Origin of the sequence: Alteromonas sp. KUL42, assembly GCF_006538325.1 — a bacterium.
Classification (GTDB): domain Bacteria; phylum Pseudomonadota; class Gammaproteobacteria; order Enterobacterales; family Alteromonadaceae; genus Alteromonas.
In genome coordinates this window covers 117,984-133,479 of record NZ_BJKK01000004.1, presented here as the reverse complement: position 1 = coordinate 133,479, position 15,496 = coordinate 117,984, and the positions used below count along the sequence as shown (strand labels likewise).

The 15,496-nt window shown below is 43.0% G+C and carries 16 protein-coding genes; 11 read left to right on the top strand and 5 right to left on the bottom strand.

Annotation, left to right across the window (positions count from 1 at the left end; all coding sequences use genetic code 11):
* Positions 1-2: 2 nt before the first annotated feature.
* The 3 genes from EYR97_RS07775 (at position 3) to EYR97_RS07765 (ending at position 1,690) form a co-directional block, all read left to right on the top strand.
* Entirely contained in the window at positions 3-197 is a 195-nt protein-coding gene (locus tag EYR97_RS07775) for a Trm112 family protein (RefSeq protein ID WP_131093278.1), read from the top strand.
* 8 nt (positions 198-205) lie between these two features.
* Positions 206-955 carry a 3-deoxy-manno-octulosonate cytidylyltransferase gene (kdsB, locus tag EYR97_RS07770; protein ID WP_131093277.1) on the top strand — a complete coding sequence of 250 codons (750 nt, stop codon included), beginning with the start codon at positions 206-208 and terminating at the stop codon, positions 953-955.
* Between the two features lie 75 nt (positions 956-1,030).
* On the top strand, positions 1,031-1,690 hold the full coding sequence (locus tag EYR97_RS07765; protein ID WP_131093461.1) for an SDR family oxidoreductase: 660 nt from the start codon (positions 1,031-1,033) through the stop codon (positions 1,688-1,690).
* A 94-nt stretch (positions 1,691-1,784) separates the two neighbouring features.
* On the opposite strand, the gene rimO is transcribed toward EYR97_RS07765, so the two are convergent.
* On the bottom strand, positions 1,785-3,230 hold the full coding sequence (gene rimO, locus EYR97_RS07760; RefSeq protein WP_131093276.1) for a 30S ribosomal protein S12 methylthiotransferase RimO: 1,446 nt from the start codon (positions 3,228-3,230) through the stop codon (positions 1,785-1,787).
* A gap of 199 nt (positions 3,231-3,429) precedes the next feature.
* Between rimO and EYR97_RS07755 the strand changes: the two genes are divergently transcribed.
* Positions 3,430-3,903, top strand: a complete 474-nt coding sequence (locus EYR97_RS07755; RefSeq protein WP_131093275.1) for a DUF2919 family protein — start codon at positions 3,430-3,432, stop codon at positions 3,901-3,903.
* Between the two features lie 110 nt (positions 3,904-4,013).
* On the opposite strand, the gene EYR97_RS07750 is transcribed toward EYR97_RS07755, so the two are convergent.
* Positions 4,014-4,430, bottom strand: a complete 417-nt coding sequence (locus EYR97_RS07750) for a hypothetical protein (RefSeq protein ID WP_131093274.1) — start codon at positions 4,428-4,430, stop codon at positions 4,014-4,016.
* A 147-nt stretch (positions 4,431-4,577) separates the two neighbouring features.
* A complete protein-coding gene (gene tcdA, locus EYR97_RS07745; protein WP_131093273.1) occupies positions 4,578-5,354 on the bottom strand; it encodes a tRNA cyclic N6-threonylcarbamoyladenosine(37) synthase TcdA in 777 nt (258 codons plus the stop codon).
* Positions 5,355-5,511: 157 nt separating this feature from the next.
* Here tcdA and lhgO point away from each other — a divergent pair, with 157 nt between their 5' ends.
* From lhgO to EYR97_RS07725, 4 genes are all read left to right on the top strand, one after another.
* Positions 5,512-6,744 (top strand): L-2-hydroxyglutarate oxidase, encoded by a 1,233-nt coding sequence (gene lhgO / locus EYR97_RS07740; RefSeq protein ID WP_131093272.1) that lies wholly within the window; start codon positions 5,512-5,514, stop codon positions 6,742-6,744.
* A gap of 167 nt (positions 6,745-6,911) precedes the next feature.
* Positions 6,912-7,886, top strand: a complete 975-nt coding sequence (locus EYR97_RS07735; RefSeq protein WP_131093271.1) for a glutathione S-transferase family protein — start codon at positions 6,912-6,914, stop codon at positions 7,884-7,886.
* Between the two features lie 83 nt (positions 7,887-7,969).
* Positions 7,970-8,851 carry a pirin family protein gene (locus EYR97_RS07730; protein WP_404840958.1) on the top strand — a complete coding sequence of 294 codons (882 nt, stop codon included), beginning with the start codon at positions 7,970-7,972 and terminating at the stop codon, positions 8,849-8,851.
* 116 nt (positions 8,852-8,967) lie between these two features.
* On the top strand, positions 8,968-10,428 hold the full coding sequence (locus EYR97_RS07725; protein ID WP_131093269.1) for a phosphomannomutase CpsG: 1,461 nt from the start codon (positions 8,968-8,970) through the stop codon (positions 10,426-10,428).
* A gap of 89 nt (positions 10,429-10,517) precedes the next feature.
* On the opposite strand, the gene EYR97_RS07720 is transcribed toward EYR97_RS07725, so the two are convergent.
* On the bottom strand, positions 10,518-10,940 hold the full coding sequence (locus EYR97_RS07720) for a DUF3429 domain-containing protein (protein WP_131093268.1): 423 nt from the start codon (positions 10,938-10,940) through the stop codon (positions 10,518-10,520).
* A 72-nt stretch (positions 10,941-11,012) separates the two neighbouring features.
* On the bottom strand, positions 11,013-12,290 hold the full coding sequence (locus EYR97_RS07715; RefSeq protein WP_131093267.1) for a citrate synthase: 1,278 nt from the start codon (positions 12,288-12,290) through the stop codon (positions 11,013-11,015).
* A 703-nt stretch (positions 12,291-12,993) separates the two neighbouring features.
* On the opposite strand from EYR97_RS07715, the gene sdhC reads away from it, so the two are divergent.
* The 3 genes from sdhC to sdhA are packed head-to-tail and all read left to right on the top strand — an operon-like array spanning position 12,994 to position 15,483.
* The gene (gene sdhC, locus EYR97_RS07710; RefSeq protein WP_071814724.1) at positions 12,994-13,368 is read left to right on the top strand and encodes a succinate dehydrogenase, cytochrome b556 subunit; all 375 of its coding nucleotides are present in this window, start codon (positions 12,994-12,996) and stop codon (positions 13,366-13,368) included.
* Entirely contained in the window at positions 13,362-13,709 is a 348-nt protein-coding gene (gene sdhD, locus EYR97_RS07705) for a succinate dehydrogenase, hydrophobic membrane anchor protein (protein WP_131093266.1), read from the top strand. The genes sdhC and sdhD overlap by 7 nt, the downstream gene beginning before the upstream one ends.
* A 1-nt stretch (position 13,710) precedes the next feature.
* Positions 13,711-15,483, top strand: a complete 1,773-nt coding sequence (gene sdhA / locus EYR97_RS07700; protein WP_131093265.1) for a succinate dehydrogenase flavoprotein subunit — start codon at positions 13,711-13,713, stop codon at positions 15,481-15,483.
* Positions 15,484-15,496 lie beyond the last annotated feature (13 nt).

Below are 15,496 nucleotides of genomic sequence, written 5' to 3'. Positions count from 1 at the left end.
AAATGGCATTTGATAAGAAGCTTTTGGACGTGTTAGCGTGCCCTGTTTGCAAAGGCAAGTTGGTGTTAACAAATGACAATTCACAGTTGGTGTGTCGATTTGACCGTCTAGCCTATGACATCAAAGAGGGTATTCCTGTGTTAATTGAAAGCAAGGCGACAGCCTTGTCTTTAGATGATGTCGACGCAACAAGATAGGGCAACTTATGTCATTTACAGTAGTAATACCTGCGCGTTTTGGGTCTAGCCGTTTTCCTGGTAAGCCCCTAGCGTTAATCAACGAAAAACCCATGATCCAGCATGTAGTAGAGCGAGCGAAAGAAGCGGGCGCAGCGTCTATAATTGTGGCTACTGATGATGAACGTATTCAACAGGTGGTTGAAGGGTTTGCACAGGTTTGTATGACATCACCTGAGCATCAATCAGGCACTGAGCGCATCGCAGAAGTAATAGCAAAGTGCAACATAGCACCTGACACGATTGTAGTTAACGTTCAAGGTGATGAGCCATTTATACCTGCAGAAAATATTAAACAGGTGGCGATGAATTTGGCGAGTGCGACTCAGTGTCAAATGGCAACCTTATCTACGCCAATTGAACAGGTAGAAGACGTTTTTAACCCAAATATTGTTAAAGTGATAGTTAACAACAACGGAGAAGCTATTTACTTTTCGCGCTCACCCATACCGTTTGAGCGCGACCGTATGATGGTAAATACCACTTCTGCCGATACAAGCTTGTATACACGACATATTGGCATTTACGCTTACCGCGCAAACTATGTAAAGCAATATGTTGAATACACGCCCAGTGCATTGGAACATATCGAATCGTTAGAGCAGCTTCGCGCCATTTGGTATGGCGATAAAATCCACTGTACAGTGGCAGTAGCGCCACCACCTATTGGCATAGATACCCCAGAAGACTTGGCGAGATTACTGGAAACGCTGAAGTGATACCGTGTTTCTAACCTATTAACGACTTGGTATCCGAAATAGCGTAGTCAATCAGTGTAAATCAAGGTGAATATGATGAATGTTGTGATAACAGGTGGTAACCGAGGCATTGGCCTTGCACTAGCAAAACAATACAAAGACAGCGGCGCAAAGGTTTATGTAACCTGTAGAAACAGTAGTGACGAGTTAAATACTCTTGGCGTGAATATCATTACGGGTGTTGATGTGTCTCAACCTGAAACGCTAGGTGATAGATTAGCTTCTTTGTTAGATGTAGAAATCGACCTTTTGATAAACAATGCGGGAGTTTTAGGTCGTGAAAGCATTGACGATTGGGATCCTCATACTATTGATTATCAATTTCGCGTTAATGCAATGGGGCCGTTACTCGTTTCTCAGGTTTTACTGCCTAGTATGTCTAAAAGCAGCAAAATAGCGTTGATTTCTAGCAGAATGGGCTCGATGGAAGACAATGGCTCTGGTGGTTATTACGGGTATAGAATGTCAAAAGCTGCGTTAAATGCAGCAGGCGTTTCTATGGCAAACGATCTGCGTCCTAAAGGCATTGCAGTTGGTGTTTTTCATCCTGGCTTTGTGCAAACAGAAATGGTCAATGGCGCTGGAGATATCGATACAGATACCTGTGCAGAACGCTTGGTTGCTCGAATTGACGAGTTAAACCTAGAGAATGCGGGTCGCTTTATTCATTCAAACGGTGACGAGCTTCCTTGGTAATAGTAAAAAGAGAAAAGGCCTGCATTTGCAGGCCTTCTCTCTTTTTAAAAAATAATAAGAAACTCATTGGCGAATTCACACAATAGGCGCGGAACTAACCGTTGCTTTCAGTCTCCTCGTCCTGATCTTCTGATAATACCGCCCACACGTCGTGCTCATTGGCATGGATCACCTCTGCCCATACACGGTCGCCGGGTTTTACGTTATAGACGCCATTTAAGTGAACCACACCGTCTACTTCTGGTGCATCAGCATAGGTTCTACCTACTGCACCTTCTGCATCTACACTATCAATCACCACTTGATATTCATTGCCAATACGCGCTTGAAGACGAGCGGCACTGATTTCACCTTGTACTTCCATAAAACGCGCCAATCGTGCTTGTTTAATATTTTCTGGAACAGGATCAGGCAAATCATTGGCTTTTGCGCCTTCTACCGGTGAATAGGCAAAAGCACCAACACGGTCTAATTGAGCTTCGCGTAAGAAATCAAGTAATTCCTCGAATTCTTCTTCAGTTTCACCAGGAAAGCCGACAATAAACGTAGAACGAATAACTAAAGAAGGGCACTGCTCACGCCATTTCTTAACACGCTCAAGCGTGCGCTCTGCACTACCTGGGCGCTTCATTAACTTGAGGATACGCTTGTTGGCATGTTGAAACGGAATGTCTAAGTACGGCAGTATTTTACCTTCATTCATTAAATCGATGAGGTCGTCAACGTGCGGGTAGGGGTAAACATAATGAAGTCGCACCCAAATGCCCATTTCACCAAGCTTTTCACATAATTGCTGCATATGTGTTTTTACCGGCATGCCATCCCAAAACCCGGTGCGGTGTTTTACATCTACGCCGTAGGCACTGGTATCTTGTGATATGACCAACAACTCTTTTACACCGGCATTTTTTAAACGCTTAGCTTCATCAAGCACATTACCTACAGGACGGCTCACTAAGTCGCCGCGCATAGATGGGATAATGCAAAATGTACAGCGGTGATTACAGCCTTCAGAAATCTTTAGATAAGCATAGTGACGTGGCGTTAGTTTCACCCCGTGATCTGGAATGAGATCGGAAAATGGGTTGTGCTGTGGTTTTGGCAGGTGATCATGAACTTGCTCAACCACAGTTTCATACGCGTGCGGACCAGTAATCGCGAGTACATTTGGGTGTAATTCACGAATTTCATCTTCTTTAACACCCAAGCAGCCGGTAACAATAACTTTGCCGTTTTCTTTAAGTGCTTCACCAATGGTGTCGAGAGACTCTTCAACCGCAGCATCGATAAATCCACAGGTATTAACAATAACTAGATCTGCGTCATTGTATGTAGGGACAACATCGTAACCTTCGGTGCGAAGTTGCGTCAAAATACGCTCTGAATCCACGAGGTTCTTAGGACACCCTAAGCTTACAAAGCCAATTCTATTGCCGTTACTGGAGCCTTGTTGCTGGTTTTCACTGAGCACTTTTACTGGCGTTTCCAGAGTAGTGGTTTTGTTAGTCGCTTGTTTAGGAGCGAACGTTTCAACTGTCATCTAATATATCACCCGTAAATGACTGCGCTTAAAATGGCCGCGGATTATACAGTAACTCTCATCATAACGCAGTAGTTTAATGAAATATGAGTACAATGGCTTTTTTTCTTCAAGTGCATCCCCATGTTTATATGCAAGAGGCTAGTACGCAAAAGATTAGTCGCCCCGTTTGAGCTTATACTGAGATGCAAAACCTGAAATGTTAAAACTCCCGCTTAAATATTATGACGAATCAGGGCGTATACTACCACCGAGCTGGCTTTATTGGCTCTTGCTTTTGCTTTGTATTGACTGGATTGCTTTTGTGTTTTCGTTAGCATCCCGTACTCAAACTACAACTTTACTCGCGTTCTTTTATCCTCAACGAGAAAGTTTAGGCGTTGGGCTAATCGCAAGTGCACCGGCACTAGTGAGCTTGTTATTGGTAAGTCAGCGTGAAAGGCTGTGGAAAAAGGGTCTAATTCAATGGCGTCGGATAATTATACCGTTTGCGCAACTGGCTACACTCTCGTTGCTTGTGATTCAGCTTTATTATTCTATGCACCATCATTGGCGTTTTGAGGTGATTACGGGGGCCAAGTTAATGTTATATACCATTGCGTTATACGCAGTATCATCGAGTCGACATATAAGGTGGATGGTGGAAGACTGGGCTGTTCTCAATGCTAAGTAAATGAGGTGCTAGAGAAGGTGGATTTTGTACCTTTGAAATGGCTCAAAAATTTCGGTTTTCATTCTTGAGCCATAATTACATATTGAATTTATTAATAACCACAGGAGCTATTAGTGCTGTAAATACTTGTGGTTATTGAACGCTTGGTCATAATAGGCTTTGACACTCACTTGGCTATCATTAACTAAGCGTTCGTAACAAATTCCTGCAAACGCATAGGTATTTTCACCAATACTTAAAAACACCGTTGGTGCATTTGGGTTAGATTGATCGTAAATCCAATCTCCGCCTATGTTGCTTTTGAGTATTTCTCCCACATAGGCACCAAAGATATTACAAATGGTAAAAACTGCCTGATCTTCTAATGCTTGATCGTGATATTTGTCTATGAAACTAAGCAATATGTCATCAACTAATGTCACGCTTTCTGGTGAGCTATCTAATGTGACGTCAAATTCAGCAGATGCAGCGGCTACCGCATCTTTGGCACAATCAGACATCAATTTGTTTAGTTCCTCGGGTGACATTTAATTCTCCTTTCACCTGTATCGGCGTTTTGCTTAGCTTGTTGTTTTTATACGTGGCACGGTATTGTTTCGTTCGTGACATGGCATTGTGACAAATATAGACACGTACAGAATATCCCACATTGTGCGTAAGTTATCGGCCGATGTCTATTTTTGTCCAGTTAATCTATTAATTACACTGGCTGCTGCGAACATTCCAAAGGTCGCTGTAACTGTGACAACGGCGCCAAATCCACCCGCACAATCTAATCGCGTGCCACCTTCCATCGACGATTTGTTATAGCAAACGGAACCATCAGGCTGCGGGTAGCGCAATTGCTCAGTTGAATAAATACATTCCACGCCGAAACGCCTTTTAGGGTTTTTACTGAAATTGTAATTACGCCTTAATTCACTGCGCAGCTTTGCTGCTAACGGATCTTGAATGGTTTTTGCTAAGTCACCTTTGGTGACTTGTGTAGGGTCTATTTGACCACCTGCGCCCCCTACAGTAACAATGGGAATTTTATTGCGTTTGCAATGAGCTATCATTGCCGCTTTGGCACGAATGCTGTCGGTTGCGTCAACAACGGCATCCAACGACGTGGTAAGTAACTGTGCAGTATTTTCAGGCGTTACAAAATCTTCTACACAATGTACTGTGCAATTGGGGTTTATTAGGGCAATTCGCTGCGCGATAGCATCTACTTTGGCGTCGCCAATAGTATTTGAAAGCGCGTGAATTTGTCGGTTGGTATTAGTAACGCAAACATCGTCTAAGTCAATTAACGTCAGAGTGCCAATGCCAGAACGCGCTAGCGCTTCAGCAGTCCAGCTTCCTACACCACCTATGCCGATAACAGCGACGTGACTATTAGCAAGATTGTTGGTTTGTTCAGCACCGTATAATCGTACAATGCCACCTAAGCGTGGATCATCTGACATTTAATTGTTCACTTACTTAAATACAAAGACAAAAACTCGTATGCTTTGATACGCTAACGAGAAAATTTGGCGCATGATCGCAAAAATGAATGATATTGCAAGAAAAGTTGAACGTTCATTTGTTCTCATAAACTAACAGATTGACAAGTTCTAATACATGACACGACAAACGCACTACGATTTGATAATTATTGGAGCCGGCATAGTCGGTGCCGCAACGCTGCAACAATATCAAATGAAATACCCTAATAAAAAAGTCCTACTTATTGAGAAAGAGAGAAAACACTCTATCCATCAAACGGGCCGAAACTCGGGTGTTATACATGCCGGCGTGTACTATCCTCCTAATTCGCTAAAAGCCGAGTATTGTCGTGAAGGATTACATGACACAATCGCGTGGTGTCAGCAATACAAGTTACCGTTTGAGCAATGTGGAAAGTTGATAGTAGCAACTAACGACATTGAAATGGCTCGACTAGATATACTTTTTAATAACTGCCAAGCAAACGAACTTCATCCTCAACGGATCTCTAAATCAAAACTGAAAGTACTTGAGCCAAATATAGAAGGACAAGAAGCAATTCTAGTGAATGCGACAGGCATAACTGATTACGCTGCAATCACCGACAGTTTATTGAATGTTGCTCGTCAGTCCCCCTTAGTTGACGTTATATATCAGCGCGAAGTAGTTGAAATTACAGAGTATCCTGACAAGGTTTCGGTAGCGATAATCAGCAACGACGTGACTAACATAAAGCACAATTCACCTGAGCAACTACGTTGTGAGCAATTAGTTTGTTGCGCAGGGGTATATTCTGATGAGCTAATTCAAAAGCAAGGTTTGGTAGCTGATTTTAAGATCATTCCCTTCAAAGGTATCTATTACAAACTGGCTGATAAGTTTAATGGTATTTCCGAAAGGCTAATTTACCCAGTTCCAGATCCAGAAATGCCATTTTTAGGTGTGCATCTTACAAAAATGATAGGCGGATATACTACAGTGGGGCCCAACGCTGTATTGGCGTTGGGAAGAGAAGCGTATGGTGAACTGCCCTCTATTTCTGAGATAGGCCGTACAGTGTCATATAGCGGACTGTATAAACTATTGTGGAAGTACCGACGAAGTGTATTTCAAGAAGTTATGACGACGTTTAGTCAAAAGAAGTATGCTGCATTGGTTCAAAAGTACTGTCCAGCAGTGAAGGCGTCAGACTTTAGTTTTTACAGGCCGGGTATCAGAGCGCAAGCCATGTTGAAAGACGGTACATTTGTTCACGATTTTAAGTTTGTTCAAACAGAGCGAGTGCTGCACGTTGGCAATGCGCCATCACCAGCAGCGACAAGTGCCATGCCAATTGCTCGTGCTATACTGAAAATGCTCATCGCTTAGAACGTCAACCATTCATTCCAGCCCGAGGTTGTGTACGTTGTTTGGTTGAGTTCTTGTTATTTATCAATTTATTCGAACGATAAATCCGTTTTTAAGCGACATACGTTCTAATCATTACGTGATTTAATAAGTCTCATGTGTTGATTTATATCGAATAAGGAGTAGCCATGGGACTTCTCGTAGATGGAAAGTGGCAAGATAAGTGGTACGACACCAGCAAGAGTGGTGGTAAATTTGAACGTCAGGCATCCAAGTTTAGGGCTACTATTTTAAACGATGAAAGCGCTGAATTTCCTGTAGCGTCAGGACGCTATCATCTTTATGTGTCATTAGCTTGCCCTTGGGCACACCGTACACTCATATTCAGAAAGCTGAAGAATTTAGAAGATCATATTGATGTCTCTGTAGTACATCCTAATATGCTTGATAAAGGCTGGGAGTTTGGTGACTATCCTGACGCCACGGGTGACAACCTATATGGCTTTGATTACGCATATCAGATTTACACAAAAGACAATCCAACTATTACAACACGGGTGACTGTTCCTATTTTGTGGGACAAGCAAGCTGAGCGCATTGTTAACAATGAATCAGCGGAAATCATTCGAATTTTTAATAGCAGTTTTAATACCTTAACGGGCAATAACGACGACTATTATCCAAGCGAGCTCAAGGCAGAAATTTATACAATCAATGAGTTAGTTTACGACAATATTAATAACGGCGTATATAAAGCGGGTTTTGCTACAACGCAAGCTGCCTATGAGGATGCCGTATTTGCAGTTTTTAGGGCGCTAGATATTATTGAAAAGCGACTTTCTGGCCAGCGCTACTTGGTGGGCAGTACAATAACCGAAGCGGATTGGCGACTGTTTACAACGTTAATTCGATTTGATGCGGTATACCATGGTCACTTTAAATGTAATATGAAGCAAATTGCTGATTATCCGAATATATTCGGCTACATGAAAGAGCTGTATCAGGTTCCGGGAATCGCTGAAACAGTGAACTTTGATCACATAAAGCGACATTATTACTACAGCCACACCATGATCAACCCCACACAAGTTATCCCTGTTGGCACTGAGCAGGATTTACTGTCTCCTCATGGTCGCGACACCAAAAACTACTTGTATGCATAATGAGTGCGTGTTGACCTTAGTTTGTTGAATGAATGACAAAGGTAAATCTGCTCTAAATAGGTTTGAATATTTTTACGAGGCACATCATGACGGATGCAAAAACATATCGACATGTAGAAAAATTGGTTACTGGGATTGCGACCAGTGATGGAGCAGGGGTGTCACTTACGCGTATTATTGGACAACCTACTTTGCCGCGTTTAGATCCGTTCTTGATGTTAGATTTTTTTGGTTCTGACAACCCTGGTGAATATATCGCTGGCTTTCCTGCACACCCGCACCGTGGCTTCCAAACGGTAACATATATGCTTGCGGGTAAAATGCGCCACAAAGACTCAGTAGGTAACAATGGTCTTATTGAAGCAGGAGGTATTCAATGGATGAACGCAGGAAAAGGAATTATTCATGAAGAAATGCCAGAGCAAGAAGAAGGCTTGCTAAAAGGTTTTCAGCTTTGGGTTAACTTGCCAGCCAGTGAAAAACTAAGTGCGCCAAACTACCAAGACATTACGCCAGACAACGTACCTACTGTAAACATTGACGATGCAAAAGTGAAGGTGCTAGCAGGAGAAGTAAGTGGTGTAATCGGCCCAGTAAAAACAACGGCTGTAGCGCCTACGTTTCTAGACGTTGCATTATCTGGCAACGTATCGATTGATATTAGCGATGAAGATAGTGCTTTTATTTACGTATACGAAGGTGACATCGCAATTTTAGATAATTTTGGTGAGAAAAAGTCATTAAAGTGTGGTCAATTGGCGGTATTGACACAACAGGGTAATGCTGTTCGTCTATCCTCTAGCAATAAAGTGCAAAAAATGTCTAAGGATGAAGCAAAGTTTATTTTGGTGTCTGGAAAACCCATAAACGAACCTATCGTACAATACGGGCCTTTTGTTATGAATACGCAACAAGAAATTGTGCAGGCGTTTAATGACTATCAAAACGGCGTGCTGACCAATTAACCGTATATCACTGTAATCAGGTAGATATCGCCTGTAAATGCGCATATTAGGTTAGTATTTACGAGCCCCTAGTGATTTAATATAGGCATAGAAAATCACAGGGAACGATAAATTTAATGACAACCCCTATCACTTGTTTCAAAGCTTATGATATTCGTGGTGAGCTTAACTCTCAGCTAACCGAAGAAATTGCCTACCGTATCGGTTTTGCTTTCGCAAAACAGTTGAATGCGAAGTCTGTCGTGGTAGGGAGCGATGTGCGCCTGACATCCACACCGCTAAAGCTCGCATTGAGCGCAGGTCTGATCGATGCAGGTGCCAACGTTACTGATATTGGTATGGCGGGTACGGAAGAGATTTACTTTGCTACCAAGCACCTAAAAGTGGATGGTGGTATTGAGGTAACGGCCAGCCACAATCCAATAAACTACAATGGAATGAAGCTGGTTAAGTCTGGCTCTATTCCAATCAGCGGTGATACCGGGCTAAATGCAATAAAAGAAGCCGCTGAGGCGCTTGATGAACAGATTGTTGCAGAGCGCCTTGGTCACTATACAAACCAGCAAGCGATAGATGCAGACGCATTTTTTAACGGCAAGGCCCATGTTGAAGCTGAAAACCTTATTGCGACGGATAAGTATACCGTTTCATCTTGCATGCAAGATTACGTTTCACATATGCTTTCCTACGTTGACCTTGCTAATTTTACACCCCTAAAGGTGGTAGTTAACGCTGGAAATGGCGCTGCAGGTCCTGCGCTTGATGCAATAGAAAATGAATTGAAAAGTCGTGGTGTTCCCATTGAGTTTGTTAAAGTTCATCACAACGCTGATGGCACATTTCCCAATGGTATTCCGAACCCTTTATTACCAGAGAATCGCGCTGATACTGCTGAAGCCGTTCGTGCAACTAAAGCAGATTTTGGCATAGCGTGGGATGGTGATTTCGACCGTTGTTTCCTGTTCGATGCCGACGGTGAATTTATTGAAGGCTATTACATTGTCGGTTTACTAGCTGAAGCCTTTATTGAGAAAAATACCGACAGTAAAATCATCTACGACCCACGTGTTTATTGGAATACAGAAGATATCGTTGCCAATGCGGGAGGCACACCAATAAAATCTAAAACGGGTCATGCTTTCATCAAAGAGCGTATGCGTAAAGAAGATGCAGTATATGGCGGCGAAATGAGCGCGCATCATTATTTTAGAGATTTCGCATACTGTGATTCAGGAATGATCCCTTGGTTGTTAATTGCCGAACTTATTTGCGTTAAAAAGAAGCCGCTTGCAGATATGGTAAAAGCGCGTATTCAAGCGTTTCCTTCGTCGGGTGAGATAAATAGCAAGCTTAATGACGCAGATGCTGCTCTTGCTCGAGTTACCGATAAGTACAAGCCTATTGCAGAGGTTGTTGATACAACTGATGGCCTAGGTCTAGAGTTCGGTAATTGGCGTTTTAACTTGCGTAAGTCAAACACTGAACCTGTAATTCGACTAAACGTTGAAAGTAAAGGCGACATTCCTTTGATGGAAGAGAAAACTGCCGAGCTACTTTCGCTGATACGCGCAGAATAAAAATCTTATTTTATTGCACTGAAAGGCGAGCGTTTTTGTGCGCTTCGCCTTTCTTGCACTTCGCTTTTCTATAGCTTTACGGTTTTTCACTAAGCCAATAAAAATATCATCCATGCGTGACACAGTACAACAACTGTGGTCAACGCCATTCGTAAACTGATATAACTCACAATTTCTGATTTAGGTAAGCTAAGCGAAAATTTGTCATACACTAAAATAGCAACATAGCTTAGTGAGAGTATACCTAGCACTTTAACATCGCTTGAAAACACCAAGCACAGCCAACCAATAATAGTAGGTAACATAGCGATATACATTTGCTTGTCGTAGCGCTGTTGGCTTATTGCGGCCCACCAGTGAACACCACCGAAAAAAGATAACAGCACCGCTGAATACTGGACAAAATAAGTAGCACTTTGCGATATGGGCATTAGATTGAGCTGATAAGCCACAGGCATAGCTAAAAACGGTATTAAACCAGCTAAGCCTAGAAAGACAACAGAATAGGGCATCGAGAACTCCTTAAACAAAAATAGCGCCCATCAGGCGCTATTTTTACGATGTAATAAATACTTGGTTCAGTATTATTTAATCGGTGTGTATTTACGCTGGTTGTGGCCAGTATAAAGTTGACGAGGACGACCGATTTTTTGCTTAGGATCGCTCATCATTTCATGCCAATGTGAGATCCAGCCAACAGTACGAGACAGCGCAAAGATACACGTGAACATATTGGTAGGGATACCAATTGCTTTTAGCACGATACCCGAGTAGAAATCTACGTTAGGGAACAATTTCTTCTCTGCGAAGTATGGGTCGCTTAACGCAATTTTCTCAAGCTCCATTGCTACTTCTAGTAGTGGATCTTTAACGTTAAGTTCGCTTAGTACTTCGTGGCAGCTTTCACGCATTACTGTAGCGCGTGGGTCGTGGTTTTTATAAACACGGTGACCGAAGCCCATAAGACGGAAAGGATCGCTCTTATCTTTAGCTCGAGCAATAAATTCAGGAATGCGGTCTACAGTACCAATTTCCTCAAGCATATTTAGACATGCTTCGTTTGCACCGCCATGAGCAGGGCCCCAAAGTGACGCAACACCTGCAGCGATACACGCATAAGGGTTAGCACCAGAAGAACCGGCTAAACGTACGGTAGACGTTGAAGCGTTTTGTTCATGGTCTGCGTGCAATGTAAAGATACGGTCCATTGCGCGTTCTACCGCTGGGCTGATTTGATATTCTTCAGCAGGTACAGAGAACATCATGTTCAGGAAGTTAGCGGCATAGCTTAAATCGTTACGTGGGTAAACAAACGGCTGACCGATGTTATATTTGTAACACATAGCAACAAGCGTAGGCATTTTCGCAATAAGGCGATGTGCGCTGCGAACACGCTGTTCTTCGTTAGAAACGTCAAGATCGCTATGATAGAAAGAAGACATCGCGCCTACGGTACCACATAGCATTGCCATAGGGTGGGCGTCGTTGCGGAAACCGTGGAAGAACATGTTAATTTGTTCGTGAACCATGGTGTGACGAGTAATTGTCGCTTTAAATTCTTCGTATTCTTCTTTATTTGGTGCATCACCGTGAAGAAGCATGTGACACACTTCAAGGTAATCTGCATCGCGTGCAAGTTCTTCAATTGGGAAGCCGCGGTGTAATAAAACACCTTGAGCGCCATCAATGTAGGTAATAGCCGATTCGCAAGATCCTGTCGCCATAAAACCTGGGTCGTACGTAAAGTAGCCATGTTGGCCTAATGCACGAACATCAATTACATCTTGTCCTTCTGTGCCAGACAATATAGGAAGCTCGATTTCCTTACCGCCGGCCTTAAGAATGGCTTTCTGATCTGCCATATAATGCTCTCCTCAGAATGGTTCTGTTTGCAGCGAAAACGGACGAAAATATCCGCTTCGTTGGGAAAAGTGGGCGTATTTGTACTTTATAATGCACCAACAAGTCAATTTAATTGCATATATGCACAATAAATATTCCGAATTGTTTAAAAAAATATTCAACAATTAAAGTTGGAACTTAACACTCGCTGGAATTTCACTCTGCCCGATACGTTGCAATTATCAATGGCTTTTCGACAAAGGTAAACCACCGAACGATAAATATATTAGCAGCTAAGTTTAAAAAGTAACCCATGCAAGTGGAATAAATACACATTCAGATTAAATGTCGTTAATTTCTGATGGATTAACGTAGTTATTGCCGTTTGCTGCTGATAAACTCTACGCGACTGTTATCGCATTAGATATAAGGGTTGTAAGCAATATTGATCTCTTTGTGAACAAAATAATTACAACATTCGTACCGATAGAGACTAAAGTCTTACTACGGCACAAAAAATTGTAATTATATACTACGCTGGATATACTCAGCGGTGCTTTGGAAACAGAATAATTATTCTGTTACAGGCATTAAAGAATAATTCACAAATTGTTAACAACTCAATGGATGAGGCAATTAACAGGTTAAAAATCGAATTTACTTACTCAGGACATTATAAGGTGAGAAATTCATTATCCCCTACGGATTAAACAGGCATACATTGTGAAAAAGCAAAGACCAGTAAATTTAGAACTCAATACTATTAAATTTCCGCCCTCTGCTATTTCGTCAATTCTCCACCGCGTAACCGGTGTTGCTATGTTCTTCGCGCTTCTATTTGTTATTTGGGCGTGGGCAGTTTCTGTTCACTCGCCTGAAGGTTTCGCGAACGTTCAAGCAATCATGGACGGTTTCCTTGGAAAATTTGTCGCAATTGGCACAGCATCAGCGCTGACATATCACATTCTAGGCGGCCTAAGACACGTTGTTATGGATTTAGGTCACTGGGAAGAATTAGAGTCGGGTAACACAAGTGCAAAAGCAGTAATCGCACTTTGGGTTGTTCTGACCGTAGTATTGGGAGTTGCACTATGGTAACCAACCAAGCAAGCATTAAGCGCGATGGCGTACAAGATTACGTTTCACTACGCGCGACAGCAGCAATTATTTTCGCGTACTCGGTTTTCATGGCGTGGTTCTTTATTACCACAGATAACCTAACGTTTATCGAATGGCGAGGGTTGTTCTCTGGCCTAGCTATGAAAGTTTTCACATTGGCAGCACTTATTGCAGTGATGATCCACGTACGTATCGGCCTTTGGCAGGTACTAACAGACTACGTTAAAGCAGCGGGTCTACGTGCAGTTCTACAATATATTCTAAATATCATCGCGTTTGGCTACGTTGCTGTCGGCCTATTCGTATTATGGGGAGTGTAAGATGAGTTTACCCGTTCACGAGTTTGATGCAGTCGTAATTGGTGCAGGTGGCGCAGGTATGCGTGCTGCACTACAGATTTCACAGTCTGGTAAATCATGTGCACTGCTATCAAAAGTATTTCCAACCCGTTCTCACACAGTATCTGCACAAGGTGGTATTACCGTAGCACTTGGTAACTCACACGAAGATAACTGGGAATGGCACATGTATGACACCGTAAAAGGCTCAGATTACATCGGTGACCAAGACGCCATCGAATACATGTGTAAAACAGGTCCAGAAGCGATCATTGAAATGGAAAACATGGGTTTGCCATTCTCACGCTTTGAAAATGGTAAAATTTACCAGCGCCCATTTGGTGGTCAGTCTAAAAACTTCGGTGGTGAGCAAGGTGCTCGTACTGCGGCAGCTGCTGACCGTACAGGTCACGCGCTTCTTCACCTTCTTTACCAACAAAACGTAAAGAACAAAACGAAAGTTTTCTCTGAGTGGTACGCACTAGATTTAGTAAAAAACCAAGACGGTGACGTTGTAGGTTGTACTGCGATAGACATCGAAACAGGCGAAGTGGTTTACTTCAAATCTCGCGCTGTTGTTCTAGCAACTGGTGGGGCTGGTCGTATCTTCGCATCAACCACTAATGCGCACATTAACACCGGTGACGGTGTTGGTATGGCATTGCGCGCTGGCGTAGCAGTACAAGATATGGAAATGTGGCAGTTCCACCCAACGGGTATTGCTGGCGCAGGTACATTGGTAACTGAAGGCTGTCGTGGTGAAGGTGGTTACCTTCTAAATAAAGACGGCGAACGTTTCATGGAGCGTTATGCGCCAAATGCGAAAGACCTTGCAGGTCGTGACGTAGTTGCGCGTTCAATGATGACTGAAATCCGTGAAGGCCGTGGTTGTGAAGGCCCTTGGGGTACACACATCAAGCTTAAACTTGATCACTTAGGTAAAGAGGTACTTGAATCACGTCTACCGGGTATCCTTGAACTATCTCGTACATTTGCGCACGTTGACCCAGTTAAAGAGCCAATTCCAGTAATCCCAACTTGTCACTACATGATGGGTGGTATTCCAACGAATGTTGATGGCCAGTGTTTGACAGTTGATGAAAACGGTAACGATAAAGTCGTTAACGGTTTATTTGCTTGTGGTGAAATCGCGTGTGTATCAGTACACGGTGCAAACCGTCTTGGCGGTAACTCACTACTTGACCTTGTGGTATTCGGTCGTGCGACTGGTTTACACCTTGGAAAATCACTTTCTGAAATGGGACCATCTCGCGATGCGTCTGAGTCTGACCTTGAAGTGGCAATGTCTCGCTTCAACCGTTGGGAGAATTCAGAAAAAGGTAAGGGCGAAGATCCTATCCAAATTAAGAAAGACTTGCAGAAATGCATGCAGCTAAACTTCTCTGTATTCCGTGAAGGTGATGCAATGGCTGAAGGTCTTAAAGAGCTAGGCGAAATTCGCGAGCGTCTTAAGACTGCACGTCTTGATGATAAGAGTTCAGACTTCAATACACAGCGCATTGAGTGTCTAGAGCTTGATAACCTGATGGAAACCGCGTACAGCACAGCAGTAGCAGCGAACTTCAGAACGGAAAGCCGTGGCGCGCACAGTCGCTTCGACTTCCCAGATCGCGATGATGAAAACTGGCTATGCCACAGCATCTATCGCCCTGAAAGTGAAACAATGCTTAAACGTGAAGTAAATATGGCGCCTAAGCTTAGGGAAGCATTCCCGCCTAAAGTGCGTTCATATTAAGAGAGGCAACGAT

Bases quoted from the DNA above. Each gene is read 5' to 3' on its own strand.
- EYR97_RS07775 (WP_131093278.1), top strand. From the start codon at position 3: ATGGCATTTGATAAGAAGCTTTTGGACGTGTTAGCGTGCCCTGTTTGC.
- kdsB (WP_131093277.1), top strand. From the start codon at position 206: ATGTCATTTACAGTAGTAATACCTGCGCGTTTTGGGTCTAGCCGTTTT.
- EYR97_RS07765 (WP_131093461.1), top strand. From the start codon at position 1,031: ATGAATGTTGTGATAACAGGTGGTAACCGAGGCATTGGCCTTGCACTA.
- rimO (WP_131093276.1), bottom strand. From the start codon at position 3,230: ATGACAGTTGAAACGTTCGCTCCTAAACAAGCGACTAACAAAACCACT.
- EYR97_RS07755 (WP_131093275.1), top strand. From the start codon at position 3,430: ATGTTAAAACTCCCGCTTAAATATTATGACGAATCAGGGCGTATACTA.
- EYR97_RS07750 (WP_131093274.1), bottom strand. From the start codon at position 4,430: ATGTCACCCGAGGAACTAAACAAATTGATGTCTGATTGTGCCAAAGAT.
- tcdA (WP_131093273.1), bottom strand. From the start codon at position 5,354: ATGTCAGATGATCCACGCTTAGGTGGCATTGTACGATTATACGGTGCT.
- lhgO (WP_131093272.1), top strand. From the start codon at position 5,512: ATGACACGACAAACGCACTACGATTTGATAATTATTGGAGCCGGCATA.
- EYR97_RS07735 (WP_131093271.1), top strand. From the start codon at position 6,912: ATGGGACTTCTCGTAGATGGAAAGTGGCAAGATAAGTGGTACGACACC.
- EYR97_RS07725 (WP_131093269.1), top strand. From the start codon at position 8,968: ATGACAACCCCTATCACTTGTTTCAAAGCTTATGATATTCGTGGTGAG.
- EYR97_RS07720 (WP_131093268.1), bottom strand. From the start codon at position 10,940: ATGCCCTATTCTGTTGTCTTTCTAGGCTTAGCTGGTTTAATACCGTTT.
- EYR97_RS07715 (WP_131093267.1), bottom strand. From the start codon at position 12,290: ATGGCAGATCAGAAAGCCATTCTTAAGGCCGGCGGTAAGGAAATCGAG.
- sdhD (WP_131093266.1), top strand. From the start codon at position 13,362: ATGGTAACCAACCAAGCAAGCATTAAGCGCGATGGCGTACAAGATTAC.
- sdhA (WP_131093265.1), top strand. From the start codon at position 13,711: ATGAGTTTACCCGTTCACGAGTTTGATGCAGTCGTAATTGGTGCAGGT.